Source organism: Amycolatopsis sp. NPDC000009 (genome assembly GCF_055563465.1).
The window spans coordinates 62,810-88,055 of record NZ_JBVHDI010000004.1 but is presented as its reverse complement, the minus strand read 5'-3'; the positions used below and the strand labels follow the sequence as shown (position 1 = coordinate 88,055).

Annotated in this window: 27 protein-coding genes; 12 read left to right on the top strand and 15 right to left on the bottom strand. The window is 68.3% G+C overall.

Annotated features, from left to right (window positions below):
• Positions 1–72 precede the first annotated feature (72 nt).
• Entirely contained in the window at positions 73–846 is a 774-nt protein-coding gene (locus ACZ3HL_RS13850; protein ID WP_465410293.1) for a hypothetical protein, read from the bottom strand.
• Between the two features lie 66 nt (positions 847–912).
• Between ACZ3HL_RS13850 and purS the strand changes: the two genes are divergently transcribed.
• Together purS and purQ are read left to right on the top strand one after the other, a co-directional pair.
• Complete coding sequence (gene purS, locus ACZ3HL_RS13845) at positions 913–1,152, top strand: phosphoribosylformylglycinamidine synthase subunit PurS (RefSeq protein ID WP_125784867.1); 240 nt, start codon at positions 913–915, stop codon at positions 1,150–1,152.
• Positions 1,149–1,826, top strand: a complete 678-nt coding sequence (gene purQ / locus ACZ3HL_RS13840; protein ID WP_007032539.1) for a phosphoribosylformylglycinamidine synthase subunit PurQ — start codon at positions 1,149–1,151, stop codon at positions 1,824–1,826. Before purS ends, purQ begins: the two co-directional genes overlap by 4 nt.
• 57 nt (positions 1,827–1,883) lie before the next feature.
• Here the strand turns inward: purQ and ACZ3HL_RS13835 are convergent, their stop codons facing one another.
• Positions 1,884–3,611, bottom strand: a complete 1,728-nt coding sequence (locus ACZ3HL_RS13835; protein WP_465531159.1) for an ABC transporter ATP-binding protein — start codon at positions 3,609–3,611, stop codon at positions 1,884–1,886.
• Between the two features lie 61 nt (positions 3,612–3,672).
• On the bottom strand, positions 3,673–5,298 hold the full coding sequence (locus ACZ3HL_RS13830) for an ABC transporter ATP-binding protein (protein ID WP_465531157.1): 1,626 nt from the start codon (positions 5,296–5,298) through the stop codon (positions 3,673–3,675).
• Between the two features lie 174 nt (positions 5,299–5,472).
• Here ACZ3HL_RS13830 and purL point away from each other — a divergent pair, with 174 nt between their 5' ends.
• The gene (purL, locus tag ACZ3HL_RS13825; protein WP_465531615.1) at positions 5,473–7,755 is read left to right on the top strand and encodes a phosphoribosylformylglycinamidine synthase subunit PurL; all 2,283 of its coding nucleotides are present in this window, start codon (positions 5,473–5,475) and stop codon (positions 7,753–7,755) included.
• Between the two features lie 301 nt (positions 7,756–8,056).
• On the opposite strand, the gene ACZ3HL_RS13820 is transcribed toward purL, so the two are convergent.
• The 6 genes from ACZ3HL_RS13820 to ACZ3HL_RS13795 all read right to left on the bottom strand — a co-directional run bounded on the left by ACZ3HL_RS13820 (position 8,057) and on the right by ACZ3HL_RS13795 (position 13,573).
• Entirely contained in the window at positions 8,057–8,893 is an 837-nt protein-coding gene (locus tag ACZ3HL_RS13820) for a hypothetical protein (protein ID WP_465410296.1), read from the bottom strand.
• A complete protein-coding gene (locus ACZ3HL_RS13815; protein ID WP_465531155.1) occupies positions 8,890–9,999 on the bottom strand; it encodes a pentapeptide repeat-containing protein in 1,110 nt (369 codons plus the stop codon). Before ACZ3HL_RS13815 ends, ACZ3HL_RS13820 begins: the two co-directional genes overlap by 4 nt.
• A gap of 4 nt (positions 10,000–10,003) precedes the next feature.
• Positions 10,004–10,813 carry a Twin-arginine translocation protein TatA gene (locus tag ACZ3HL_RS13810; protein ID WP_465531153.1) on the bottom strand — a complete coding sequence of 270 codons (810 nt, stop codon included), beginning with the start codon at positions 10,811–10,813 and terminating at the stop codon, positions 10,004–10,006.
• A gap of 175 nt (positions 10,814–10,988) precedes the next feature.
• Positions 10,989–11,834 (bottom strand): lysozyme, encoded by an 846-nt coding sequence (locus tag ACZ3HL_RS13805; RefSeq protein WP_465410300.1) that lies wholly within the window; start codon positions 11,832–11,834, stop codon positions 10,989–10,991.
• 192 nt (positions 11,835–12,026) lie between these two features.
• On the bottom strand, positions 12,027–12,842 hold the full coding sequence (locus ACZ3HL_RS13800; protein ID WP_465531151.1) for a lysozyme: 816 nt from the start codon (positions 12,840–12,842) through the stop codon (positions 12,027–12,029).
• 104 nt (positions 12,843–12,946) lie between these two features.
• Positions 12,947–13,573, bottom strand: coding sequence for a type VII secretion system-associated protein (locus tag ACZ3HL_RS13795; protein ID WP_465411178.1), 627 nt, complete (start codon positions 13,571–13,573; stop codon positions 12,947–12,949).
• A gap of 53 nt (positions 13,574–13,626) precedes the next feature.
• On the opposite strand from ACZ3HL_RS13795, the gene ACZ3HL_RS13790 reads away from it, so the two are divergent.
• On the top strand, positions 13,627–14,007 hold the full coding sequence (locus tag ACZ3HL_RS13790; RefSeq protein ID WP_126736229.1) for a sterol carrier family protein: 381 nt from the start codon (positions 13,627–13,629) through the stop codon (positions 14,005–14,007).
• 69 nt (positions 14,008–14,076) lie between these two features.
• Here ACZ3HL_RS13790 and ACZ3HL_RS13785 read toward each other — a convergent pair whose 3' ends face one another.
• Positions 14,077–14,874: an SAM-dependent methyltransferase gene (locus ACZ3HL_RS13785; protein WP_465411179.1), complete on the bottom strand. Its 798-nt coding sequence runs from the start codon at positions 14,872–14,874 to the stop codon at positions 14,077–14,079.
• 201 nt (positions 14,875–15,075) lie between these two features.
• On the opposite strand from ACZ3HL_RS13785, the gene ACZ3HL_RS13780 reads away from it, so the two are divergent.
• The 6 genes from ACZ3HL_RS13780 (at position 15,076) to arfB (ending at position 20,171) form a co-directional block, all read left to right on the top strand.
• Entirely contained in the window at positions 15,076–15,954 is an 879-nt protein-coding gene (locus tag ACZ3HL_RS13780; RefSeq protein WP_465410303.1) for a helix-turn-helix domain-containing protein, read from the top strand.
• A gap of 284 nt (positions 15,955–16,238) precedes the next feature.
• Positions 16,239–16,478, top strand: coding sequence for a DUF397 domain-containing protein (locus tag ACZ3HL_RS13775; protein ID WP_005152616.1), 240 nt, complete (start codon positions 16,239–16,241; stop codon positions 16,476–16,478).
• Complete coding sequence (locus ACZ3HL_RS13770; RefSeq protein WP_378440579.1) at positions 16,462–16,863, top strand: hypothetical protein; 402 nt, start codon at positions 16,462–16,464, stop codon at positions 16,861–16,863. The genes ACZ3HL_RS13775 and ACZ3HL_RS13770 overlap by 17 nt, the downstream gene beginning before the upstream one ends.
• 204 nt (positions 16,864–17,067) lie before the next feature.
• Complete coding sequence (gene purF / locus ACZ3HL_RS13765; protein ID WP_007032554.1) at positions 17,068–18,606, top strand: amidophosphoribosyltransferase; 1,539 nt, start codon at positions 17,068–17,070, stop codon at positions 18,604–18,606.
• Between the two features lie 30 nt (positions 18,607–18,636).
• Positions 18,637–19,707 carry a phosphoribosylformylglycinamidine cyclo-ligase gene (gene purM, locus ACZ3HL_RS13760; protein ID WP_465531149.1) on the top strand — a complete coding sequence of 357 codons (1,071 nt, stop codon included), beginning with the start codon at positions 18,637–18,639 and terminating at the stop codon, positions 19,705–19,707.
• 32 nt (positions 19,708–19,739) lie between these two features.
• Positions 19,740–20,171, top strand: coding sequence for an alternative ribosome rescue aminoacyl-tRNA hydrolase ArfB (gene arfB / locus ACZ3HL_RS13755; protein WP_465531147.1), 432 nt, complete (start codon positions 19,740–19,742; stop codon positions 20,169–20,171).
• Here arfB and ACZ3HL_RS13750 read toward each other — a convergent pair.
• The 3 genes from ACZ3HL_RS13750 to ACZ3HL_RS13740 form a co-directional block, all read right to left on the bottom strand.
• Complete coding sequence (locus ACZ3HL_RS13750; protein WP_465531145.1) at positions 20,160–20,918, bottom strand: GNAT family N-acetyltransferase; 759 nt, start codon at positions 20,916–20,918, stop codon at positions 20,160–20,162. The genes arfB and ACZ3HL_RS13750 overlap by 12 nt on opposite strands.
• A gap of 178 nt (positions 20,919–21,096) precedes the next feature.
• A complete protein-coding gene (locus ACZ3HL_RS13745; protein WP_465531143.1) occupies positions 21,097–21,747 on the bottom strand; it encodes a VanZ family protein in 651 nt (216 codons plus the stop codon).
• Positions 21,748–21,969: 222 nt separating this feature from the next.
• On the bottom strand, positions 21,970–22,869 hold the full coding sequence (locus ACZ3HL_RS13740; RefSeq protein ID WP_465531141.1) for a Gfo/Idh/MocA family protein: 900 nt from the start codon (positions 22,867–22,869) through the stop codon (positions 21,970–21,972).
• Positions 22,870–22,991: 122 nt separating this feature from the next.
• Between ACZ3HL_RS13740 and ACZ3HL_RS13735 the strand changes: the two genes are divergently transcribed.
• Positions 22,992–23,447, top strand: a complete 456-nt coding sequence (locus ACZ3HL_RS13735) for an excisionase family DNA-binding protein (RefSeq protein ID WP_465410307.1) — start codon at positions 22,992–22,994, stop codon at positions 23,445–23,447.
• 12 nt (positions 23,448–23,459) lie between these two features.
• Positions 23,460–24,023 carry a PIN domain-containing protein gene (locus ACZ3HL_RS13730; RefSeq protein ID WP_465410309.1) on the top strand — a complete coding sequence of 188 codons (564 nt, stop codon included), beginning with the start codon at positions 23,460–23,462 and terminating at the stop codon, positions 24,021–24,023.
• Here the strand turns inward: ACZ3HL_RS13730 and ACZ3HL_RS13725 are convergent.
• Both ACZ3HL_RS13725 and ACZ3HL_RS13720 read right to left on the bottom strand, forming a co-directional pair.
• Positions 24,014–24,874, bottom strand: a complete 861-nt coding sequence (locus ACZ3HL_RS13725; protein WP_395875975.1) for a 3-hydroxybutyryl-CoA dehydrogenase — start codon at positions 24,872–24,874, stop codon at positions 24,014–24,016. The two genes, ACZ3HL_RS13730 and ACZ3HL_RS13725, sit on opposite strands and share 10 nt — an antisense overlap.
• Positions 24,875–24,962: 88 nt before the next feature.
• Positions 24,963–25,148 carry a DUF3073 domain-containing protein gene (locus ACZ3HL_RS13720; protein ID WP_007032561.1) on the bottom strand — a complete coding sequence of 62 codons (186 nt, stop codon included), beginning with the start codon at positions 25,146–25,148 and terminating at the stop codon, positions 24,963–24,965.
• Positions 25,149–25,246 lie beyond the last annotated feature (98 nt).

Here is a 25,246-nt window from a genome sequence, read left to right as displayed (position 1 = left end):
GCCCCGCCAATGGGCTCATCTTGGCCCAGCGCCGCGCTCCGAGCATCCCCCAGACGAAGGATCGGTGCGAGCTCAGTCGGAGTCGGGTGAAAAAGAAGCCACGCAGGGGCCGCCCTCGGCGTCGTCCTCGGTCTCGATCCGGCCGGGGTTCCGCACACCGTCGACGTCGCCGCTGAGGTGCAGGATCGTCTGCTTCGCGGTGGTCAGCACGTCGGCGCTGTCGACGGTGTACCGCCCCTCGCCGTGGATGATCTGCTGCACGCCGTCGCGCGTCGTGTCCGGCACCTTCTCGCACAGCACGGACAACGCCGCCGGGATGTCGCGCGCGTTGATCGCGTCGACGAATTTGTTCCCCGCCTCTTCCCCGGTCTTGACGTCGGGCCGCGGCGACGGCTTCGTCTCGATGCCCGGCAGCGGCTCGGGCTCGCCGCCGATCTTGGCGTCGCGCACGCACCAGCCGCCCTCGCCGGGGATCATCGCGATCCCGACGGTCTGGCCGCCGGTGGTGAGCGCGGCCGAATACTCCTGCGGCGCACGCTGACGCGCGGGCGTGCTGAGCTGTGCGCCTCCGGAGGCGGCCATCAGCTGTTCGAAGGTGTAGGACCGCTTCGAGCGGATCGGGCACCAGAGCTGACTGACGCGACCCTCGCCGACACCGTTCACGAACGACTGGCCCAGCTGCTCCGGCGTCGCGCGCGAAGTGGTGTCGGCCTTCGTCTTGAAGAACCCCGGCGTCACGAACCCGGTGAACGCCACACCGCCCGCGATCAGGACGAACACCAGCGCCAGCGTGATCCAGAGCCCGGTCTTCGGCTTCTTCGGCGGTGCGTACTGCCCGTAGGTCATGCGGCAACCGTAGTGAAGTAGGCTCGGGCGGTACCCACGACCTGCGTGAATAAGGAGCAGCCTGCCGTGGCCCGAGTCGTCGTCGACGTCATGCCCAAGCCCGAAATCCTCGACCCGCAGGGCCAAGCCGCGCTCGGCGCGGCCGGTCGTCTCGGCTTCACCGGGATCACCGAGATCCGTCAGGGCAAGCACTTCGAGATCGAGGTCGACGACTCCGTCGACGACGCGACGCTCGAAAAGATCGCCGAGGGTTTCCTCGCGAACCCCGTGATCGAGCAGTGGACCATCAAGCGGGTGGACGCGTGAGCGCCCGTATCGGGGTCATCACCTTCCCCGGCACGCTCGACGACGGTGACGCGGCCCGCGCGGTCCGCTACGCCGACGCCGAAGCCGTGCCGCTGTGGCACGCGGACGAGGACCTGAAGGGTGTCGACGCGGTCGTCGTCCCCGGTGGCTTCTCCTACGGCGACTACCTGCGCGCCGGCGTCATCGCCCGGTTCGCGCCGGTGATGTCGTCGGTGATCGAGGCCGCCCACAAGGGCATGCCCGTGCTCGGCATCTGCAACGGCTTCCAGATCCTGTGCGAGGCCGGGCTGCTGCCGGGCGCGATGATCCGCAACGCGGGTCTGCACTTCATCTGCCGTGACCAGTGGCTGCGCGTCGAGAACAACGACACCGCGTGGACCACCCGGTACGACAAGGACGCCGAGATCCTCATCCCGATGAAGAACATCGACGGCTGCTTCGTCGCCGAGCAGGCCACCCTCGACGAGCTGGAGGGCGAGGGTCGCGTGGTGTTCCGCTACGTCGGCGGCAACCCGAACGGCTCGCGCAACGACATCGCCGGGATCCGCAGCGAGAACGGCCGCGTCGTCGGGCTCATGCCGCACCCCGAGCACGCCATCGACGCCCTCACCGGGCCCTCCGACGACGGTCTCGGCATGTTCTACAGCGCCGTGGACGCGCTCGTCTCCGCCTGACACCCCTCGCATTTCGTCCTCTAAATGCGCTAGACCGCATTTAGAGGACGAAATGCGTCAGGAGGCGGCGGCGACCAGGGCGGAGTAGGGGCCGCCGGCGGCCAGCAGCTCCGCGTGCGAGCCCAGCTCGGTCACCCGGCCGCCCTCGATGACGGCGACCCGGTCCGCCGCGGCCGCCGTGTGCAGCCGGTGGGCGATCGCGATCACCGTGCGCCCTTCGAGCACCGCGCTCAACGACCGCTCCAGCTCGCGCGCCGAACCCGTGTCCAGCAGCGACGTCGCCTCGTCCAGCACCAGCGTGTGCGGATCGGCCAGCACCACCCGCGCCAGCGCGAGCTGCTGCGCCATCGCCGCCGGGACGGCGACCGCCCCGGCCCCGACCTTCGTGTCCAGCCCGTCCGGCAGGCTCGCCACCCACTCCGACGCGCCGACCGAGGCCAGCGCGGCCAGCAGCCGGTCGTCCGGCCAGTCTCCGGCGGGCAGCGTGAGGTTGTCCCGCAACGTCCCCGCGAAGACGTGCTGCTCCTGGGTCAGCAGCAGGACCTCGCCGCGCAGGACGTCGTCCGGCAGCGCCGACACCTCGGCGCCGCCGATCCGCACCGAGCCCGACGTCGGCGCCGACATCCCGGCCAGCAGCCGCCCGAGGGTCGACTTGCCCGCCCCGGACGGGCCGACGATCGCCAGCCGTTCACCGGCGGGCACCCGCAGGTCGATCCCGTGCAGCACTTCGCGGTCGGCGTTGTAGCCGAAGCGCACGTCGCGGACCTCGATGTCCTGGCCGCGCGGAGTCTCCGAGGCCGTCTCCGAAGACGGAGCGGGCCGCACGCCCAGCAGCCGTCGCAACGAGGCCCCGGCGACCTGGATGTCCGCGAGCCAGAACAGCGCCTCGTTCAAGGGGCCCGTCATGACCTGCGAGTACAGGAGCATCGCGGTGATCGTGCCGAGCCCTTCCCAGCCGTTCGAGTAGGCGAGCAGGCCCAGCCCGAGCATCACCGGCACCGGCAGCACGTAGCTGATCTCCAGCGACGGGATCCACCGCATCTGCAGCGCCCGGATCTTGCGTTCGCCCAGCATCGACGCGTCGAGGCCGTCGTGTCCGGTCCGGATCCGGCGGCCGGTCAGGTTCAGCGCCTCCGCCGTCCGCGCGCCCTCCGCGGTCTCGTGCGTGGTGGACTGCAACTCGGACCACTTGTCGAGCATCCGCCGCATCACGTCGGGGATCCGCCGCTGGTACCAGATGTTCACCGGCACCAGCAGCGGCAGCGCGACCAGCAGGCCCAGCGCCAGGAACGGCGACGTGATCACCATCGCCACCACGGTGAACACCACCGTGACGGCGGCGATCAGGATCTCCGGCGCGCCGAACCGCACCGCGTGGTCGATCCGGCTGACGTCGGTGGTCGCCCGGCTGAGCAGGTCGCCGGTGCCCGCGGCCTCGACCGTCCCGAGCGGCAGGTTCAGCGCGTTCCCGACGAACTCCTCGCGGTTCTTCGCCAGGATCCGCTCACCGAACACCCTCGCGCGCAGCCGCGCCAGGCCCTTGAACCAGGCCTGTGCGCCCAGCACGACGACGAACGCGACCGCGAGGAGCGTGATCGTGGTGGTCGTCGTGCCTTCGACGACCTCGTCCACCAGCGCGCCGAGCAGCCTCGGCCCGGCCAGCCCGATCGCGGTCGCGACGCAGAACAGGCCGAGCATCACGGAGAACTCGCGCTTGTTGGCGCGCGCCGTCTCCTTGATCCAACGTCTGACGTCTTTCTTGTCTGCCAGCGGCAGCTTCTTCATGCTGTCATTTCCTTACCCCCGAGGTGGTCGTCGGCCAAAGGCGGGCACGGCAACTCCGTCGTCAGGCGACCACTTTCGTACTCACGACCACATCGGCCACATGTGTCCACAGTGGACTTTGACTGAACACGACGGTGGTCTTGCCGCGCCGCAGCTTCGCGACGCGTTCGGTTATGCGGGCTTCGGTATGCGCGTCGACGGCCGAGGTCGGCTCGTCCAGCAGCAGGACGTCCGCGCCGGTCGCCAGCGCGCGGGCCAGGTTCAGCCGCTGCCGCTGACCACCGGAGACCTCACGCCCGCGTTCGCCGATCACCTCGTCGACGCCGTTGGGCAGCGCGTCCACGATGTCCTCGGCGTCCGCCGCGTACAGCGCTTCGGTGATCTCGACGTCGCCGGGCTCGGCGGGAGCGACCTGCTCGCGCAGCACACCGGAGAACCAGATGTCCTGGTTGTGCGCGAACACGACCCGCCGCCGCAGTTCGCCGAGGGCGACCCGGTCCACCGGAACCCCGCCGACGAGGGCAGGATCACTCGGATCGGTGAACCGCGCCATCCGCGACGCCACCGCTTCGGCGTCGGCTCCGACGTCGATCACGGTCAGTTTCCCGGCCTCGGCCTTGATCCCGGACGTCTCGTCGTACAGGTCCAGCTGGCCTTCCGGCAGCGGCACCGGGCGCTCGGGCTCGGCGAGCGTGCGTTCGGTGGACAGCAGTTTGCACACCTTCCGCGCCGAAACCAGCGCGGCGCTCAGCACGCCCGCGAACTCGGTCGCCGTCGTCACCGGGATCACCAGGAACACCGAGATGCCGTAGAACGTGATCAACTCGCCGACGCGGATGGTGCCGTTCATCGTCGCCTGCGCGCCCAGCCAGGTGATGGCCACCGTGACCAGGCCCGGCAGCGCGACCTCCGCCGCCGCGAGCCACGCCTCGCTGCGCCCGACCTGGACACCGGCCGCGCGGACTTTCTGGCTGGAGCGGCGGAAGCGGTCGAGGAACTGCTTCTCGCCGCCGACACCGCGAAGGATCCGCAGGCCGGAGACGATGTCCGCGGCCAGCGCGTTGACCTCGGTCTTCTCCTCGCGCTGCTTCGTCTGGCGCTTCTCCAGCGGCTTCAGCAGCGGCCCGATGCCGACCACCGCCAGCGGGACACCGACCAGCGCGACCACGCCGAGCAGCGGCGACGTCGACAACAGCGCCGTCGCGCACACGATGAACGCGATCAGCGAACCGAAGGCCCGTCCGAGCACCTCGAAGGAGTCGCCGATCGGGTTGATGTCGCTGGTGGTGATCGCGACCACGTCACCCGTGGTGGTCGTGTCGCGCAGGTTCGCGCCCAGCTTCGCCGCGTGTTCGGTGGCGAGGCGCTGCGTCACCCCGGCGCCGTGGATCCAGCAGCCGTAGGACGCGAAGTGCTGCACCGTGCCCGCGATCGTCTGCGCGATCCCGAGCCCGGCGGCCGCGAGCCCCCACAGCCAGACGGAATCGCCGTCGCCGCGGCCGATCGCGTCGATGCCCCGGCCGATCGCGACCGGCAGCAGGGCGATCGGAAGCGACCACAGCGCACCGCTGATCGCCGAGACGGCGAGCAGTCCCGGACGCGCGAGCATCATCCTGACCAGGTACCGCCAGGCGGTCGGCTTGGCGGGCAGACGTAGTCGCGGAAGCGGATATGTGGCGGAAAGCACGATTGCCGACGTTAAGCCGATCACCGTCACGGGCGCGACCGATTTATGCGTGGGCGACCGCAAGGTGAACAACCCCCTCGCCTATCCATCCATGCCCCCGCCGCCACCCTCAACGGAGGAGCTCCGCTCCGCTGGCCTAACCTTGAGGCCGTGGCGAACCCTGATGCGGACACCGTGACCAGCACCGTTGACACCACTCAACGCGCCGAGGCGACCCCCGAGCAGACCCAGCCGTACGTCGAACTCGGCCTCGCCGACGACGAGTACGCCCGGATCAGGGAGATCCTCGGCCGCCGTCCGACCGACGCCGAACTGGCGATGTATTCGGTGATGTGGAGCGAGCACTGCTCGTACAAGTCCTCGAAGAAGCACCTGCGCTACTTCGGCGAGACCGCCACTCCCGAGATGAAGGAGAAGATGCTCGCCGGCATCGGCGAGAACGCGGGCGTCGTCGACATCGGCGAGGGCTGGGCGGTCACCTTCAAGGTCGAGAGCCACAACCACCCGTCCTACGTGGAGCCTTACCAGGGCGCCGCGACCGGTGTCGGCGGCATCGTGCGCGACATCATGGCGATGGGCGCGCGCCCGCTCGCGGTGGCGGACGCGCTGCGCTTCGGCCCGGCGGACGCCCCCGACACCCGCCGCGTGCTGCCCGGCGTGGTCGCCGGCGTCGGCGGCTACGGCAACTGCCTCGGCCTGCCGAACATCGGCGGCGAGCTGGTGTTCGATCCGAGCTACTCCGGTAACCCGCTGGTCAACGCGCTGTGCGTCGGCGCGATGCGCGTCGAGGACCTGCACCTGGCGTTCGCCTCGGGCAAGGGCAACAAGATCATCCTGTTCGGCGCGCGCACCGGCCTCGACGGCATCGGCGGCGTCTCCGTCCTCGCGAGCGACACCTTCTCGGGTGACGAAAGCTCGGGCGGCCGCAAGAAGCTCCCCAGCGTCCAGGTCGGCGACCCGTTCACCGAGAAGGTGCTCATCGAGTGCTGTCTCGAACTGTTCGCCCAGAAGCTCGTCGTCGGTATCCAGGACCTCGGCGGCGCCGGGCTCTCCTGCGCGACGTCGGAGCTCGCGGCCGCCGGTGACGGCGGTATGCACATCTACCTCGACCGGGTTCCGTTGCGCGCCACCGGGATGACCCCGGCGGAGGTGCTGTCCAGCGAGTCGCAGGAACGGATGTGCGCGGTCGTCTCGCCGGAGAACGTCGAGGCGTTCATGAAGGTCTGTGAGAAGTGGGACGTCATCGCCACCGACATCGGCGAGGTCACCGACGGCGAGCACCTGGTCATCACCTGGAACGACGAGGTCGTCGTCGACGTCCCGGCGCACACCGTGGCGCACCAGGGCCCGGTGTACGACCGCCCGATCCAGCGTCCGTCCACTCAGGACGCATTGCAGGCCGACACCTCGGCCAAACTGCCGCGTCCGTCCACTTCCGACGATCTGCGCGCCGACATCCTCAAGCTGATCTCGTCGCCGAACCAGGCGTCGAAGGAATGGGTGACCTCCCAGTACGACCGCTACGTGCGCGGCAACACCGTGCTCGCGCAGCCGTCGGACTCCGGCGTCATCCGGATCGACGAGTCCACCGGCCGCGGGGTCGCCGTCTCGACCGACTGCAACAGCAAGTTCGTCTACCTCGACCCGTACGAGGGCGCGAAGCTCGCGCTGGCCGAGGCGTACCGCAACGTCGCCACCAGCGGCGCGAAGCCGGTCGCGGTGTCGGACTGCCTGAACTTCGGCGCGCCGACCGACCCTGGCGTGATGTGGCAGTTCGAGCAGGCCGTGCACGGTCTCGCCGACGGCTGCGTCGAACTCGGCATCCCGGTCACCGGCGGCAACGTCAGCTTCTTCAACCAGACCGGTGACACTGCCATCCTGCCGACCCCGGTGGTCGGCGTGCTCGGCGTGATCGACGACGTCACCCGCCGCATCCCGACCGGAATCGGCGCCGAGGCCGGGGAAACCCTGCTGCTGCTGGGCGAGACCCACGACGAGCTGGACGGTTCGGCCTGGGCGCGCGAACTGCACGGCCACCTCGGCGGCCGCCCGCCCCGTGTGGATCTGGCGCGCGAGAAGCTGCTCGCCGACATCCTCATCGCCGGTTCCCGCGACGGCATGATCTCCGCCGCGCACGACATCTCCGACGGCGGCCTGATCCAGACGCTCGTCGAGACCGTCCTCATCGGACAGTGCGGTGCCCGTGTCTTCCTCGACGCGGAGCAGGACCCGTTCGTGCAGCTGTTCTCCGAATCCGCAGGCCGGGTGCTGGTCGCCGTGCCGCGCACCGAGGAACTGCGGTTCACCGAAATGCTCACCGCGCGCGGCCTGCCGTGGCGCAAGACCGGCGTGGTGGACCCGGAGTCGGGTTCGCTCGAACTCCAGGACATCACGGAGTTCACGCTGGACGAGCTTCGGGAGACCTGGGAGAAGACGCTCCCGGCTCTTTTCGACTAAAGGCAGTCGTGAGTGGTAAGGACGGTTCTAACCGTCCTTACCACTCACGAGGCCTGCGGTTGCGCCGCACTCGCGTGCTCGAAGCCGTAACACGCGTGATCAGCGGCGTAACTCACGAGTGCCGCTTCCAGACACGCGAGTTACGTGCCTGATCACGCGAGTTACGCCTCCACGCACGCCGCACCCCCGTTCCCAAGCCGTGAAGGCCTCCTTGAGGGACCCAGAGTCCCTCAAGGAGGCCTTCACGGACTTCGGACCAGTAGGTACTCAAGACACGGTTGGCTCTAACCGTCCTTACCACTCACGACATCTTTGAACCCTCCGGGAACTTCGCGCCCTCGATCGACGGCGGCTCCGCGAAGGTGGCCACGCTGAAGTCCACGGGTTTCCCGACGACCGTGTGGTTCAGCGACACCTTGCGTTCGAAGCTCGCCCTGGTGAGGTCGAGCGTCCCGTGGATGGTCACGTTCTTGAGCGAGAACTTCCCGGAGATCTGGGCGTCGGTGAGATCCAGGTAGCTCGCCACCTCGCACCGATCCGCGCCGAACCAGCCGACCCGTCGGCCGAGCAGCCCCAGCTTGTCGAGCCGGGCGTCACTGAGGTTGAGCCCCAGCGTCGGCCCGGTGGTCCCGGCGTGGGGAAGGATGTCGCGGATGAGCCGCTCCGCCGCGCGCCGGACCAGCCGTTCGCGTTCGGCCTCGGCCGTATTCTCTTTGTCCCATTTGGTGTCGCTGGGGAACTTCGGGTGCTCGAACGGCCGCCGCAGGTAGGCGCACAACACGTCGAGCACCGTCTGCCGGTACTCCGGACGCGTCCTGGCGAGTCCGGCGAGCGAATGCATCGCCCCGATCCGGACCTGATCGGCCTCGTTGCCCAGCAGTTCGATCGACTTGGCGAAGCGCTCGTCGGAGATCCGGCTGCGCTCGATCTCGTGCCGGTCCTCTTCGGTTCGCCTTCGCCGGTCGTTGAGCCAGAGCCCGTACAGCGCGGCGATCGCCCCGCCCGCCAGCGCGCCGGTCTTGAGCGCGTCGCCGCGGCTCGTCGCGCGGTCCATGAGCAGCCAGGCCGTGACCCCGACGAGCACCACGACCGACGACAGCAACGTCCACAGCAGCGGCGAGGAGAGCAGGCGCCTCATCGGTCCTTCACCGTGAGCCGGGCACGGCCGTCCGGCAGGGTCTCGACGGCCCAGTCCACCGGGAGTTCGTGGTCCCTCCCCGGCTCCACCGATGTGTTGTACAGCGACACCGTGCCGGGCGGCTCACGGAAACCGAGCTCCGCGAAGCCCTCGAACCGCGTGCGGCGCAGATCGAGCGTCCCCTTGAACTCGGTGTCGGCGAAGACGGCGTCCTTCGCGAAAACACTGTCCTTGAAGGAGGTTTCACCCGCGAACACGGTTCCGCGGAACTCGGCGTCCTCGGAGAACCGGACTCCGCTGAACCACGCCCGCTGTTCGAATTTGGCGTCACCGCACCGGAAGAAGCCGATGCGCTTCTCCTCTTTCGTTCCCGCGCCGGTCAGATACACCGGTCCGAGGAACACGCAGCCGGACAGGTTGGTGCTGCTGTACAAACCCGCGTAGCGGAGCAACAGCTTGCCGATCTTCCGCTCCGAAAGATCGAAGTACTCCAGTACCGCGCCGGTCAGGTCGAGGTCGTATCCCGGCGCGCCTTCGGAGTCCGCGGCCGGGAGCAGTTCCCCGATCAGCCGTTGCGCGGTCTGCCGCACTTGGAGTTCCTGATCTTCCTCCGCGGTGCCCTCTTCCGGCGCGGTGTTCCCGTCGCGTTTCGCCGTGTCCTTGTACCGCGGATGCTTGAACGGCCGCCGCAGATACGAGCACAGGATGTCCAGCACGGTCTGCCGGTAGATCTCGCGGCCGCGAGCCAGCCCCGCCAGCGCGTGCAGGGCCCCCACCCGCACCTGGTCGGCCTCGTGCCCGAGCAGTTCGACGGCCTTCGCGAACCGTTCGTCCGAGATCCGGTCCCGGTCCTGGTCGGCCCGCCGCAGCTCGAGTTCCTGCCGCTGCCGTTCGACCTCCTGCCGCCGCTCCTCGACCCGGCGCCGCCTGTCGTTGAGCCACAACGCGTACAGCGCGACGATGGCGCCCCCGGCGATGCCACCCGTCTTCAGCGCCTCGCTGCGGCTGGTCGCCGGATCCGTCAGCAACCAGCCGCCGACCGCGAGCAGCAGTACGAGCGAGACGACGAAGGTCCAGAGCAGTGGGGAGCGGAAAAACCGCTTCATCCGCTCAGAATACGAAGAAGTTGCGGACACAGAAGGACTTGTCCGGGTTGTCGTCCGAGGAGATCCCCGACCCGCTCACCTTCTTGCCCTTGACCGTGCCCTCGATGTCACCGGTGATGAACCCGTCACCGATACCGGAGGTCGAGGTGACCTCCAGCTGCGACGGCGCCGGGGCCATGATGTCGATCGAGTCGCCCATGGTCGCCTTCATGTCCGCGCACACCAGCGCCAGCGCGCCGGCCTTGTCCCCGGCGCTCACCTTGGCCAGGAAGTCCTTCAGGTTCTGGATGCCCTTCGGGTTGCCCTCGGAGCCCGTGCCACCGCTTTCGGTGCTCCTCGGGCTGCTCCTGGGCGAGCTCGACTTCGGGCTGCTCTTCGGCGCGGAGGTCGGCGCCCGCTCGGAGGAGGACACGGGCGGCGCGGCCGTGTTGTTCCCCTCGTCCTTGCTGAGGAGGAAGCCCGGCGCGACGAATCCGGTGACACCGAACGCGATCAGTACGACCAGGCCGATCACGATCCCGATGATCAGACCGGTCTTGCTCTTCGACGGCGGCGGGGGCGGGCCGCCGAAGCCCTGCTGGTAACCCTGGTTGTTCGGGTCCCAGCCCTGCTGGGGCTGCTGCGGGTACTGCTGGGTCTGGTCCCAGCCCTGTTGCGGCTGCTGCTGGTACTGCTGCGTCTGGTCCCAGCCCTGCTGCTGTCCGTACTGCTGCGGCTGACCGTATTGCTGGGTCTGGTCCCAGCCACCCTGGTACGGCTGCTGTCCCTGGGGGTCCTGGCCGTAGGGCTGGCCTGGCTGGGGTGGGTAGGTCATCGGTCTCGCCTTCCGTACTGGGGCCTGAGGCTTCAGATCAGACGACCGGCGGTCAGCGCTGGTTCCGGATCCGCCCGTGCCAGGGGTTTCAGGGGCATTCTGCTCGGAAGGTACCTCGAACGCGAAAGCGGCTCCCGGCCGAGGCCGGGAGCCGCCTGTTCACGGAATGCGCAGCTCAGCCGTTGGCCAGTGCCTGCAAGCGGTCATAGGCGCCGTTGAAGGTGTTCTGGTCGAGCGGGCTGGAGGTGTACTGCCACACGGTGTAGTAGCCCCAGCCGTAGGGCAGCGCACCCACGGTGGAGGCGTACCGCGCGATCCACAGCGGGACCGTGCCACCGAAGTTCTGCGTCGAGCCGACGCAGGTGCTCCACCAGCTCGTCGAGGTGTAGATGACGGGCCAGCGGCCGGTGCGCGCCTTGTAGCGGTCGTGGAACGCCCGGATCCACGACCCCATGGCGGACTGGCTCAGGCCGTAGCAGGTGGAGCCGTACGGGTTGTACTCCATGTCCAGGGCGCCCGGCAGGGTCTTGCCGTCCTTGGACCAGCCGCCGCCGTTGTTGATGAAGAAGTCGGCCTGCGCCGCGCCGCTCGAGACGTTCGGCAGGGCAAAGTGGTACGCGCCGCGGATGAAGCCCTGGTTGTAGGAACCGTTGTACTGCTGGGCGAAGTACGGGTTCTTGTAGCTCGTGCCTTCGGTGGCCTTCGTCCACACGAAGCGTTTGCCCTGACCCCACCAGTAGGCCCAGTCGACGTTCTTCTGGTAGCTGGCCACGTCCATGCCCGCGACGGTCGCGAGCACCCCGGCCTCCGGCTGCGGCTGCGCGGCCTTGGCCTTCGACTCCGGCGTGGAGTTGTCGCCTTCCACCCGCCGGATCTGCGATCCGATCGTGTGGTCGTTCTGCTGGAGATCCTGTTCGATCGACATGATCTCGGGGGACGGGGAGGCCGACGCCTGGACCGTGCTGCCGAGCAGGAGCAGCGCGGAGCCGACGGCGATGGTGATTCTTCGGGAAGTGCGCATCACGACAATCCCTTCACGGATAACCCTCGCTGAGGACGGCGACCTTGCAGGTGGTAGCCGTCCGGGCACGATTGTTGACGATGAGTGCCGGGTTTGTCACTAACTTCCGTGAAATTGGTACTACGCGTGGGTGATTTTCATTTCCAGGTAGCCCTGGTTATGTGATCTTGTAACGCCCACTCGGATGATCGTTCAGCCGAGGGACAGCGCGTGAACGCGGTCGATCGCGCCGTTGAACCAGTTCTGGTCGCCGGGCAGGCTGCCCCGGTCCGCGAACTGCCAGATGGTCTGGTGTTTCCAGCTCGCGGGCAGCTCGCCGATCTCCGTGTTGTAGCGCGCGAGCCACAGCGGGTTCTGCCAGAACACGTTGCTGTTGCCGGTGCAGCGCTTCCACCAGCTCGTCGACGTGTAGATCGTCGGATGCCGCCCGGTGCGGTGAAAATAGGTCGTCGCGAACGACGTCATCCACGCGACCATCTGCGCCGGCGTCTTGCCATAACAGGTTTCACCGTATGGGTTGTACTCGACGTCGAGCGCGCCCGGCAGGGTCTTGCCGTCCTTGGACCAGCCGCCGCCGTGGTCGACGAAGTAGTGCGCCTGCGCGGCGCCGTCCGAGATGTCGGGGCGCGCGAAGTGATACGCGCCGCGGATCAGGCCGACGCCGTAGGACCCGTTGTACTGCTGGGCGAATCGGGGATTGACGAAGCCGGTGCCCTCGGTCGCCTTCACGTAGACGAACTTCGCGCCGGTCCGGGCGGCGGCCGGCCAGTCGACCACGCCTTGATGACCACTCACGTCGTGGCCGAGCGTCTGCCCTTCGCCGCCGTACAGCGGCCCCACCGACACATTGACGCCTTCGTGCAGGGCGATCTGTGAACCGGCGTAGTGCTCCTCGGCCCCGTCGTATCGCGGCCCGCTTTCCCGTGCGACGGCGGGGGTCTGCGCGAGCAGCAAAACCCCCGCCGTGAGGACGGCCCCCCAGCCTTTTGAACACACTCTGCGACTCATCACATCGCCACGATCCCTCGCGGAAAGGGAATCAGCGACTCGAACATCACTCGAAAGAGTGGCGTTCGCCCTGAAGAAATTGGGCCGAGTGGGTTAACCAGGCCCTAGCGACGCTCGTCCGAAAGGGCTTTGTCGAGGTGCTCCGAGGGGATGATCGCGGTGAGCCGGTCGTGCGGATTGATCGTCACGGGGTGGCCGGCGAGCAGCGGGACCATGTCCCGGCCCAGCACCGCCCTGGCGTGCGGCCATTCGCGCGGCACCAGCGATTTGGCCGTGTACGCGGGAACGAGCACCTTGCCGTCGGTGTTGTGGAAGCCGATCACCGTGCGCTGGACCGGCGAAAGGGCGTAGACGAACAGCGTCGAGTCGAGGATGACGCGCGGCAGGTCCGCGGCGGGGCGGTGGTTCGTGCGCACCAGCTGGAGCAGCTGCTCGAGCTCGTTGCGCGGCTCGGGGAAACCGAGCGCCTTGGGCGAGGGGCGGTAGCGGTCGTTGGGGTGGAAGTCCTCGACGATCTCGCCCCCGTCGTTCACCGGGTACGCGCCGACGACCGCCCAGGACGGCACGGGGCCGTCGGGGTCGAAGGCCTCGTCGATGACGTACAGCCAGCTGTTGGGATTGGCCCTGGCGTTGGCGCGCATCTCTTCGGTGATCTTCGGCTTCGCCTGTTTCCGCTTGCCCGCCGGGCTCGACGCCAACCGATCCGCCTCGTCCCGCTGCGCCATCGCCATCCCCACGTTCCGGGTGCCTGAAGGTTTGTTCGCGCTCACTCTACTGTTCTCCCATGGCCTCTTCGCGTTCGGTCGACCCCGCTGAGTTACGAGCCGCGATCGCGGCGATTTCCCCCTGGTTGAGCGGATCCGGTCCGGATCCGGCGCGTCCGGAGCTGGCCGCGGCGGTGCGGCTGAGCCTGCGGACGCTGGCCGGGGACGCCCCGGGGAAAAGTGTCGAAGTGCGGGTGCCGCCGTTCGCGGCTGTGCAGTGTGTCGAAGGATTGCGCCATACCCGCGGGACCCCGCCGAACGTCGTCGAAACGGATCCGCGCACCTGGCTGGAACTGGCGACCGGGCTGCTCGGCTGGGCCGACGCCGTCGAGTCGGGGCGGGTCACCGCTTCCGGGAGCAGGGCCGATCTGGCCCGCTGGCTGCCGCTGGTCCGCCTCTGAAGCCCTGAACGGGCCGTTCCTCGCGGGATTCGCGAGGAACGGCCCGTTCATCGCGGCCGGAAGGCGGTCTCAGGCCTTACGGCCGATGCCGCCCGAGATCGTCCGCTGAGCCGTGTTCAGCTCCTTGATCCGCGGGCCGTCCGGCCACCAGTCGGCGCACAGCCGGACACCGGGCTCGACCATCTCGAGGTCGTGGAACAGCTCCTCGATCTCGGCCTTGGTGCGGAAGGTGCCCGAACCCATCGGGCTGTGGATGAAGAACTCCTCCATCTTGCGGGCGATCTCGGACAGCTCGTCCTCCGGGTCGGAGAAATGCGAGATCGCCACGTACGAACCAGACGGCAGCGCGTCGATGTACTTCTTCATGATCTTGGCGGGCTGGTCGTGCGGCCCGTTGTAGTGGTGCAGGGTCCCGAGCTGCAGCAACGCGATCGGCTGCGTGAAGTCGATGTGCCGCCGGATGTCCGGGTTCTCCATGATCCGGTCCGGCTCGAAGATGTCGTCCGAGACGAAGTGCGTGTTCTCGTTCTCTTCGAGCAGCGCGCGCCCGTGGGCGAGCACGACCGGGTCGTTGTCGACGTAGACGACCTTGATCTCCGGGTTGATCCGCTGCACGACCTGGTGCGTGTTCTCGGCCGTGGGCAGGCCGGATCCGAGGTCGAGGAACTGGGTGATGCCCGTCTGGCTGGCGAGGAACCGGCACGCCCGGATCAGGAAGCCGCGGTTCTCGGTCGCCAGGTCCTGTGCCTCGGGGGCCGCCTGCTGGACCTTGCGCAGCACCTCCCGGTCGATCTCGTAGTTGTCCTTGCCGAGCAGGAAGGCGTCGTACACCCGGGCGATGCTGGCCCGGGTCGGGTCGACACCCACGGGCACTCGTTCCGTCCGGGTCGGGGCGTCGGGCATCTTGAACCTCACAAAACTGTGTCGGAAGTCTCGGGCTCTACGTAGAGTAGAACCACGTACGCGAGCGGTAAACCGAGCCATCCCTGTCGTGTCGAGGTCCAAACGTGTACTTTCAGTAATCGGCTTGTTCCCCTGTGAGTGTCGTCGTGCGAAAGGTCCCGGTCGATGAACGCGGTCACCCCGCCTGGCGGTGAGCAGTCCCTGGGTCCCACCGCGCGACGGATGATCCTCGGCTCTCAGCTCCGCCGGATGCGTGAGGACGCGGGCATCACGCGCCAGGAGGCCGGCTACAGCATCCGGGGTTCCGAGTCGAAGATCAGCCGGCTCGAGCTGGGCCGCGTCGGCTTCAAGGAACGCGACGTCGCCGATCTGCTGACCATGTACGGGATGACCGATCCCGGCGAGCGGCAGCAGTTCCTCGACATGGTCAAGGAGTCGAACGAGCCGGGCTGGTGGCGCCGCTACGGCGACCTGATGCCGAGCTGGTTCAACGACCTCGTCGGGCTCGAAGAGGCCGCGGCCCGCATCCAGGTGTGGGAGCCGCTGTACGTCACGGGCCTGTTGCAGACCGAGGCCTACGCGCGGGCGATCATGAGCCACGGCCGCAAGGACATGGTCAACGAACAGGTCGACCGCCGGGTCGCGCTGCGGATGCGGCGGCAGAAGATGCTGTCGAGGCCGGACGCGCCGCGGTTGTGGCTGGTGCTCGACGAGTCGGTGCTCTACCGGCCGATCGGCGACCGCGAGGTGCTGAAGGGCCAGATCGATCACCTGCTGGAGATGATCCAGCAGCCGAACATCTCGGTGCAGGTCCTCCCGTACGACCGGAGCGGCTACTCCGCGGACAGCGCGTTCTCGCTGCTCAGGTTCGCGGAAGAGGAATTGCCGAACATCGCCTACACCGAGTACCTGACCGGCGCGCACTACATCGACAAACGCGACGAGATCGAGCGCTACAGCCGGGCATTGGACATGCTCGCGGTCGACGCGGAGACGCCGGACCGCAGCCGTCAGATGCTGATGAAGCGCCGCGCCGAAATCTGAGCCGATCACCGTTGTGGGGCTGACCGCCGTTCCGGGGACGGCCGGGGTTTCCTTGCGTGCCCTCGAAAAAGCGGCCACGAGTGGTAGTTGTTCACCCAAGAGGGGCTGTGCTCGTCACCCTTTAGTGGGACGACTGAAGGCCTGAGTCATCACCGCCCGCGAATTCTGCAAAAACTTCTGCACGTGCATTTACCGCTGCAGTCACACGTGCTAACTTTGGGATCACAGGCAAATGCACATGCAGATGCATCGCCCTAAGTCTTCTGTCGGGGAAGGTGGGGACCATGGCTGAGCAGTTCGACAACGGCATCCCGGCCGATCGTCTTACCGGCGCCCAATGGCGCAAAGCCAGCTACAGCAACGCGATCGGCAACTGCGTCGAGGTGGCGCCGCTCGCTTCCGGCGAAATCGCCATGCGCAACTCGCGCTTTCCGACCGGGCCGGCCCTGATCTACACCCAGGCCGAGATGGCCGCGTTCCTCGCGGGCGCCAAGGACGGCGAATTCGATGACGTCCTCGGGTGACACCATCACCGCGGAGATCACCGATATCGAAAGCGGCCTGCAGGAACTGATCCACCGCGGATACCAGTTCGTGCACCCGTGCGACGCGAACGGCGAGGTCCTGGCCGTGGTCGGCGTGCGAGTCCACGACAACGTGGTCGACGTGGTCCGGCTCAACGCCGAGGACGACGTCGTCGCCACCCGCATGCCCGGGACCGAGGAGGACATCCTCGAGCCCGAGGTCTGGCTGTGGCGGTTCGCCGGCGACGCGGCGACGGTGCTGACGGCACTGCTCGCGCTTCCGGACGAGCGGACCCCCGGCTCGCTGTACGTTCCGGAGACCGCGGCCAAGGGCTGCTGGGTCCCCGGCCGCGGCGGCACGTCCAAGTGGCTGGCCGCGGGCTGATCGCCTCCCAAGCACAGTCGGCCGCCTCTGTCGAGGGGGAGCGGTCGGCTGGTCGGGGGTCGTGAGTGCCGGGCCTTGACACCCGCTCGTCACTCACGGTCATCACTCGAAGCGTGTCCAGTGCCACGTCGCGCGGCGCGTTGATCTCCTGCTCACCGTTTACACTGGTGGCGGCCTGCCCTCTTTCTCCCTGGGAGCACCTCGGTGGTTTCCGACCCGTCCCTCGCCGGACAGCCCGTGACCGACCAGCCCGATCCGGAACCCCGCGAGGAATGCGGCGTCTTCGGTGTCTGGGCGCCCGGAGAAGAGGTCGCGAAGCTGACCTACTACGGGCTCTACGCACTTCAGCACCGCGGCCAGGAAGCGGCCGGCATCTCGGTCTCCGACGGCTCGCAGATCGTCGTCTTCAAGGACCTCGGCCTGGTCAGCCAGGTGTTCGACGAGCAGGTCCTGCAGTCGCTGCAGGGACATATCGCCGTCGGCCACTGCCGCTACTCGACCACCGGCGCGACCATCTGGGAGAACGCGCAGCCGATCTTCCGCACCACCGCCACCGGTAGCGGGTTGTCCTTCGCGCACAACGGGAACCTCGTCAACACCGCCGAACTGCGGGATCGCACGGTCGAAGCCGGGCTCAAACCGCACGCGGGCCTGACCGGTTCGTCCAGCGACTCCGACCTGGTGTGCGGGCTGCTCGCGGCCAACGCCGCCGACAAGGGCATCGAAGCCGCCGCGCTGGAACTGCTGCCCACCCTCAAGGGCGCCTTCTGCCTCGTCTTCGCCGACGAGTCCACGCTGTACGCCGCGCGCGACCCGCACGGTGTGCACCCGCTGGTCCTCGGCAGGCTCGAACGCGGCTGGGTGGTCGCGAGCGAGACGGCCGCGCTGGACATCTGCGGCGCGTCGTTCGTCCGCGAGGTCGAGCCCGGTGAGCTCATCGCGATCGACGCCGAGGGCCTGCGCTCCTCGCGCTTCGCGAACCCCGAGCCCAAGGGCTGCGTCTTCGAGTACGTGTACCTCGCGCGCCCCGACACCTCGATCGCCGGCCGCAGCGTGCACGCCACCCGCGTCGAGATCGGCCGCAAACTCGCCGCCGAGCACCCGGCCGACGCCGACCTGGTCATGCCGGTGCCCGAATCCGGCACCCCGGCCGCGATCGGCTACGCGCAGGGCTCCGGCATTCCCTACGGCACCGGCCTGGTGAAGAACGCCTACGTCGGCCGCACCTTCATCCAGCCGTCGCAGACCATCCGCCAGCTGGGCATCCGGCTCAAGCTGAACCCGCTGCGCGACGTCATCCGCGGCAAGCGGCTCGTCGTCGTCGACGACTCCATCGTCCGCGGCAACACCCAGCGCGCCCTGGTCCGCATGCTGCGGGAGGCCGGCGCGCTCGAGGTGCACGTCCGGATCGCGTCGCCGCCGGTGCGCTGGCCGTGTTTCTACGGGATCGACTTCGCCTCGCGCGCCGAACTGGTGGCCAACGGCGTCGACCTCGACGGCATCCGCCGCTCCATCGGCGCGGACACCCTGGGCTACATCTCCCTGGACGGGCTGGTCGCGGCTTCGGAGCAGCCGAAGTCGCGGTTGTGCACCGCGTGCTTCTCCGGCGAGTACCCGATCGCGCTGCCCGAAGACGCGTTGATCGGGAAGCACCTGCTGGAGAGCCTGGACTCGGTCAATGGCGCGGCGAAGCCCGTCAGCCCTGCCGGGTACGGTGCTGAGGACGCCATCCGGCGTCCCTAGACCTCTCTTCCAGAGTTGGAGTCCGCTTCCGTGAGCGAGTCCACGAGCGCCACGTACGCCGCCGCCGGCGTCAGCATCGACGCCGGTGACAAAGCCGTCGAGCTGCTCAAACCGCACGCCGAGAGGGCCACGAGGCCCGAGGTGATGGGCGGCGTCGGCGGTTTCGCCGGGCTGTTCTCCCTGAAGCTGGACAAGTGGAAAGAGCCGGTGCTGGCCTCGTCGACCGACGGGGTCGGCACCAAGATCGCCGTCGCGCAGGCGCTCGACAAGCACGACACGGTCGGCATCGACCTGGTCGCGATGGTCGTCGACGATCTGGTCGTCACCGGTGCCGAGCCCCTGTTCATGCAGGACTACATCGCCGTCGGCAAGGTCGTGCCGGAGAAGATCGCGGCACTGGTCGGCGGTATCGCCGAGGGCTGTGTCCGGGCGGGCTGCGCGCTGCTCGGCGGCGAGACCGCCGAGCACCCCGGCCTGATGGGCGAGCACGACTACGACCTTTCGGGTACCGGCATCGGCGTCGTCGAGGCGTCGAACGTCCTCGGCCCGGAGCGGGTCCGCCCCGGCGACGTCGTCCTCGCGCTCGGGTCGTCCGGCCTGCACTCCAACGGCTACTCGCTCGCCCGGCACGTGCTGCTGGACATCGCGCGGATGCCGCTCGACGGGCACGTCGAGGAGTTCGGCCGCTCGCTCGGCGAGGAGATGCTGGAGCCGACCAGGATCTACGCGAAGGACTGCCTCGCGCTGGCCGCCGAGGCCGACGTCCGCACGTTCGCGCACATCACCGGCGGTGGCCTGGAGCAGAACCTCGCCCGCGTCATGCCGCGCGGCCTGGTCGCCCGGCTCGAACGCGGCACCTGGACCCCGGCGCCGGTGTTCGCGCTGATCGGCCACCGCGGCAAGGTCGAGCGCGCCGAACTGGAGAAGACGTTCAACATGGGCGTCGGCATGGTCGCGATCGTCGGCGCCGACGACGTCGACCGGGCCCTGGCGATGCTGACCGCACGGCACGTGCCGGCGTGGATCCTCGGCGACGTGCAGCCCGCGGAAGACCCGGACGGCCCGCGCGCCGTGCTTTCGGGCGACCACCCGCGTTTCTAAATCTGCTTGGGCCCGGATGACACACTGGCTCCGTGGCTGATGACGTGGTGGTCGGCACCCGGTTCGTGATCCCGGGTGCCGAATTGAGCGAACGGTTCTCCCGGTCGTCGGGTCCGGGTGGGCAGGGCGTCAACACCACGGACTCGCGGGTCGAACTGTCCTTCGACGTGGCCGGTTCGGCGTCCGTCCCGGAGCATCTCCGGGCGCGGATGCTGGACCGGCTTTCGTCGCGGCTGGTCGACGGGGTCGTCACGATCACCGCGTCCGAACACCGCTCCCAGCTGATGAACCGGGAAGCCGCACGGGCGCGGCTGGTGATGCTGCTGCTGAACGCGTCGGCGCCCCCGGCCGCCAAGCGGCGTCCCACCAAACCCTCACGAGGTTCGAAGGAACGCCGCCTGGCGTCGAAGAAGCGCCGCGGCGAGGTCAAGAAGTCACGCCGCGGCGGTTATTCAGACGACTGACAGGTGCACGCATTCGGCCGCGGTCTTGAAGCCGACCCGGCCGTAGACGCGTTCCGCCTGCCCGGCGCCCGGCGTCAGGAACACCGACCGGCCGCCGCGCGCGTGGGCTTCACGCGTCAGGTACTCCGTCATCGCCGCGGCGATCCCGCGGCTCCGGTACCCCTCGACCACGCCGATCCCGGCGATCTCGGTCGCGCCGTCGAGGATCGCGGTCGCGACCCCGCCGCCGACGACCTCACCGGTTTCGGCCACGGCCATCACCGACATGGTCTCGCCGCTCAGCTGATCCGGTGACGGGTCGAGGTGCAGATCGGGATCGTCCTCCCCGAACGCCACGTTCTGCGCCCGGATCATTTGCCGGAGTTCGCCTTCGGTCTTCGGGGTGACCAGGCTGATCCCGGCCGGTTCCGGTTGCCCGACGACCTGCCCAGGGGAGCAGATCATCAGCGGGACCCGCCGCTCCAGCGTGTAACCGCACTCGGCGAGCACGGCTTCGGCGGCCGGAACCGCTTCGGTGAGGAACTCCAGACGCGGCACGAGCCCGCGCTTACGGAACGCCTCGGTGAGCGCGGCGACATCGTCCCCGGTGGGGACGGCACCGTCGTCGGGGATCGCGTAGTTGAGGAACGGACTGCTGGACTCGAGGTAGTACGTGGCCAGGAACGGCCCGATCCGCTCGGTCTCCCGGAACCTCGCCGCCGTGAGGCGGATGTAGGACTGCAAAGCACGAATCGTCTCGGAAAGCACTGGTGGAAAGCCTTTCGGGCAGAAGAAGGAGACGCACGGGAGGATCCGCGTCCGTGGTGGAGCTGGCGTGTGCGCCGGCTAGCTCGTGCCGACGCCACCGAAGGCGTCAGGCATGAGGCATCCCTCTTTCTGCGTACGTAGGGCTTTCGCGATCACTCTCGCACGACGGTCAACCCATTTACCTCCGCTGCGGATGCGCGATGCTCGAATACCGCTCGTCCCACGCCGATCTCGGTGCCCGCAGCCGGACCGGGGCCTCGCACACCCGCCGGACCTGGACCGGGATCAGTACCGGCGGCCGGACGTCCAGGCGATGCCACAGACGTTTGCTCAGCGCGGCACCCACCACGGCACCCAGCGTGTTCAGCAGGATGTCGTCGGCCGAGGTCACCCTGCCCGCCTGGATCAGATACTGCGTACCCTCCACCAGCACCGAGACGGCCAGCGCGCCCAGCGCGATCCGACCCAGCGACCGCAGACGGCGGGACCGCAAGGGGAGGAGGGCACCGAGCGGGCTCAGCATGAGGACGTTGCCCAGCGCCTGCCAGAGATTGGCGCTGTCGGTCAGGGCGAGCCGCAGGTCGGTGCCGGGTTCGAGATTCAGCCTGCTGCCCTGCACGCCGCTCACCGGCATCGTGACCAGGCACAACACCAGGAAACAGACCAGTGCGAGCGTCATGTCGACCGCGGCCGTCGCCGACGCGGAGAAGGGGTCGGCACGTCTTCGCCGCCGATGCGCCGCGAGGAGCGGCCAGCCGAGCACCGCGTAGGGAATCGCGATGATCGTCAACGGGATCATCCCGCCGAAAGCGCGGAGCAGCTCACCCATGGCCTTCCTTTCCGGAGCGCCCAAGATCACCTTCGCATCGCAAGATCGACTCGGCATGGCGGAGTCGGCGCACTAAAAGGTGATCTTTTCCGGTGGCGGAAAAGGTTTTCCCATGCTGGGGACCGTCCACAAAGGAACCTGTGGACAAACCTGTGGATGACCGCGAAGTCTTCGGAAGAAGGCGTTATCGCACAAGGAAAAGCCTTGTGGGTGACCTGTGTACTACTTGCCGTGTCCGGCGAGCTCCCGCGCGTGTTCGAGCAGCTTCTGCAGGTGGAGCCCGCGACGCACGTCACATGGGTGCGAGGTCGTCCCGCTCGCGGCCATCGCGGCGAAATCGTCCAGCAGCGCGGTGTACGACTCGCCCGCCGAGCCCGGCTTGCGGCCAAGAGTGCGGTAGCCGTGCTCGCCGTAAACGGCCACCTCGACGACCGTCGGCTGGATCGGCAGCCGCAGCGACAGCGTCGCCGTACTGGTCGCGCCACCCTCGTGGGCTAACAGCAAATGCCACAGATCGTCATCGGTCCGGTTCGCGGCGAGCACCTCGGTGATCTCGCCGAGAGCCGCGTCCAGCAGATCGAGGGCGTGCGGGCCGATGTCGGCGAGCGCGCCGGAGTCGTGCCGCCACGCCGAGGACTGGTACTGGCCGCCGAGCAGCGCGCCCGAAAGCCACCGCGCCCCGCCGCCGCGCCAGCCGCCTGCCTCCTTGATGCCGTCGAGCCATTCGCGGGTCATCGGCGAAAACCGCAGGATGAGGACCACGAGGGCCGCGACACCGGCGGCCTCCACCGCGTCCGCGAGCCGCCGCGCGCCGTCGAGGTCGGCGGCGATCGGCTTCTCCAGGATCAGATGCTTGCCAGCTTCGGCCGCCTTGACCGCCAGCTCCGCCTGGACGGCGGGCGGCACCGCGAACGCGACCGCGTCCACCTGGTCGAGCAGCTCGTCGAAACTGTCGACGGCTTGGGCGCCATGCGCCTCGGCAAGCTCCTTCGCGGCCTCGGGACGCCTGGCCCAGACCGCGCGCAACGTCGTGCCGGGGTGATCGGCGAGACCTGGCGCGTGCACCGTCTTCGCCCACGGACCGGCACCGACCAGACCCGCGCGCAGCTGTCCCTGTCCCACGCCCCCGAGTCTAGGTGTGCCGCCACGCAAGCTGAACGCACCATCGAGTTGCGTTTATTGCGTTTGTTGCGAATAATTCGTTGAGAGCCGATACTGGGACCACGTTGAACACGGGAGCAGTGATGACCGCGTTGACCATCGACCAGATCGTCCCGGGACGCCACGACATCGACGTGGCGATCGAGGCACTTCCCCACGTCGAGGCTTACCTGGCCAGACGTCATGAGCGGGACACCGTGCGCGTCGTCGTCGACGAGAACGACGAGTCCGTGGTCGTTCCCCGGGGAGTCGTCGATCTGATGGCCAGGGTGCTGGCCTTGGTGGCGGCGGGCGAGAGCGTGTCCATCGTCCCGTCACACGCGGAACTGACCACACAACAGGCGGCCGACCTGCTCAACGTTTCCCGGCCCTTCCTCATCGGGCTGCTCGAAGCGGGGCGGATCGAGTACCGCACGGTCGGTAAGCATCGGCGGGTGAAAGCCGGGTCCCTCCACGACTACCTGCGCGAAGACGACCGACGGCGCCGCGACGCCGCGGACGAGCTTTCCGCCTTGAATCAGGAGATGGGGCTGACCTAGCAAGTGGCCTTCGTGGTCCTTTTCGACGCCAACGTGCTCTACCCCAACGTTCTGCGTGATCTCCTGCTCCGGATCGCGCAGAGCGGGTTCGTGCAGGCGAAGTGGACGGACGAGATCCTCGACGAGGTCTTCCGGAACCTCCGGAAGAACCGGCCCGACCTCGACCCGCGCAAGCTCGACAGGACCCGAAACCTGATGAACGCCTCTGTCCGGGACTGCCTGGTCACCGGCTACGAACCGCTCGTCGCCACCCTCGAACTGCCGGACCTGGACGATCGGCACGTGCTCGCGGCGGCCATCAAGGCGCAGGCTCGGGTCATCGTGACCGAGAATCTGCGGGATTTCCCCGAACGTGTTCTCGGCCGCTGGAACGTCGAGGCCCAGAGTGCCGACGACTTCGTCCTCGACCGGATCGAGCTCAGTGAGCGTGTGGTCGTGGAGGCGGTGCGGCGCATCGTCGACGTGCGCCGCGCTCCGCCTACCAGCTTCGCCGAGGTTCTCGATGCTTTGGAGCGCTGCGGCCTACGCAAGTCGGTCGCAGCGCTCCGTCGCTGTGAAGAGTCCGATCAGGAGTAGCTGTAGAAACCGCGGCCGGTCTTCTTGCCGAGCAGGCCGGCGTCGACCATGCGCAGCAGCAGCGGCGGCGACGAGTACAGCGGCTCCTTGAACTCGGCGTACATCGAGTCCGCGATCGCCTTGATGGTGTCCAGGCCGATCAGGTCCGACAGCCGCAGCGGGCCCATCGGGTGCGCGGTGCCCAGCTCCATACCGCGGTCGATGTCCTCCGCGGACGCGAAACCCGACTCGATCATCCGGATCGCCGAAAGCAGATACGGCACGAGCAGCGAGTTCACGATGAAGCCGGCGCGGTCCTGCGACCGGATCACCGTCTTGCTCAACGCCGTCGTCGCGTGCTCCTCGGCACGGCGGGCCGTGTCGTCGCTGGTCAGCAGCGAGGGCACCAGCTCGACGAGCGGCAGCACCGGGACCGGGTTGAAGAAGTGGATGCCGACCACCTGCTGCGGGCGGCCGGTGGCCATCCCGAGCTTCATGATCGGGATCGAGGAGGTGTTGGACGCGAACAGCGCGTCCTCACGCTCGACGATCTTGTCCAGCGACCGGAACACCTCGACCTTGGCCTGCTCCTGTTCCAGGATGGCCTCGATGACGAGGTCGCGGTCGGCGAACTCGCCGATCTCGGTGGTGAAGCGGAGCCGTCCGAGCGCCGCGTCGGCGTCTTCCTGCGAGAGCTTCCCGTTCTTGACGCCGCGTTGCAGCGACTTCTCGATCCTCGCCCGCCCGGAGTCCAGCGCCGGCTGGTTGACCTCGGTGACGATCACGTCCAGCCCGGCCCGCGCGTGCACCTCGGCGATGCCCGAGCCCATGAGCCCGGCCCCGACGACACCTACTCGCGCTACGTCAGACATGGCACCTCCTCGTATTTTGGGCAGCACGCGACACGCGAGGGTGGTCTACCGGGCAAGCCCGGACCCACCCTCGCGTGTCACGCGTTGCTCAGCGGCGGTATTCGTCGTACCCGTCGTACGGGTCGTCGTCATACCGCTTGTCGTCCTCGTGCCTGTCTTCCGAGGAACTACTGGACAGCTCGCGCTGCAAAGCATCGAAGTCGGTTTCGTGCGAGCTGTACTTGAGCTCGCGCGCCACCTTCGTCTGCTTGGCCTTAGCCCGGCCGCGCCCCATGGCTCGACCCCCTCGCACAGGGGCGGGGCGGCCGGGGGAATCGGCGGCCCCGCATCGTCTCGACAATTCTTTCCTGCTGACACCGTACCGTGTCCCGG

Excerpts from the sequence above, each read along its gene's own strand:
- ACZ3HL_RS13850 (WP_465410293.1), bottom strand. The coding sequence starts at position 846 with ATGACCTACGGGCAGTACGCACCGCCGAAGAAGCCGAAGACCGGGCTC.
- ACZ3HL_RS13835 (WP_465531159.1), bottom strand. The coding sequence starts at position 3,611 with ATGAAGAAGCTGCCGCTGGCAGACAAGAAAGACGTCAGACGTTGGATC.
- ACZ3HL_RS13820 (WP_465410296.1), bottom strand. The coding sequence starts at position 8,893 with ATGAGGCGCCTGCTCTCCTCGCCGCTGCTGTGGACGTTGCTGTCGTCG.
- ACZ3HL_RS13815 (WP_465531155.1), bottom strand. The coding sequence starts at position 9,999 with ATGAAGCGGTTTTTCCGCTCCCCACTGCTCTGGACCTTCGTCGTCTCG.
- ACZ3HL_RS13810 (WP_465531153.1), bottom strand. The coding sequence starts at position 10,813 with ATGACCTACCCACCCCAGCCAGGCCAGCCCTACGGCCAGGACCCCCAG.
- ACZ3HL_RS13805 (WP_465410300.1), bottom strand. The coding sequence starts at position 11,834 with ATGCGCACTTCCCGAAGAATCACCATCGCCGTCGGCTCCGCGCTGCTC.
- ACZ3HL_RS13800 (WP_465531151.1), bottom strand. The coding sequence starts at position 12,842 with ATGAGTCGCAGAGTGTGTTCAAAAGGCTGGGGGGCCGTCCTCACGGCG.
- ACZ3HL_RS13795 (WP_465411178.1), bottom strand. The coding sequence starts at position 13,573 with ATGGCGATGGCGCAGCGGGACGAGGCGGATCGGTTGGCGTCGAGCCCG.
- ACZ3HL_RS13790 (WP_126736229.1), top strand. The coding sequence starts at position 13,627 with ATGGCCTCTTCGCGTTCGGTCGACCCCGCTGAGTTACGAGCCGCGATC.
- ACZ3HL_RS13780 (WP_465410303.1), top strand. The coding sequence starts at position 15,076 with ATGAACGCGGTCACCCCGCCTGGCGGTGAGCAGTCCCTGGGTCCCACC.
- ACZ3HL_RS13775 (WP_005152616.1), top strand. The coding sequence starts at position 16,239 with ATGGCTGAGCAGTTCGACAACGGCATCCCGGCCGATCGTCTTACCGGC.
- ACZ3HL_RS13770 (WP_378440579.1), top strand. The coding sequence starts at position 16,462 with ATGACGTCCTCGGGTGACACCATCACCGCGGAGATCACCGATATCGAA.
- ACZ3HL_RS13745 (WP_465531143.1), bottom strand. The coding sequence starts at position 21,747 with ATGGGTGAGCTGCTCCGCGCTTTCGGCGGGATGATCCCGTTGACGATC.
- ACZ3HL_RS13735 (WP_465410307.1), top strand. The coding sequence starts at position 22,992 with ATGACCGCGTTGACCATCGACCAGATCGTCCCGGGACGCCACGACATC.
- ACZ3HL_RS13725 (WP_395875975.1), bottom strand. The coding sequence starts at position 24,874 with ATGTCTGACGTAGCGCGAGTAGGTGTCGTCGGGGCCGGGCTCATGGGC.
- ACZ3HL_RS13720 (WP_007032561.1), bottom strand. The coding sequence starts at position 25,148 with ATGGGGCGCGGCCGGGCTAAGGCCAAGCAGACGAAGGTGGCGCGCGAG.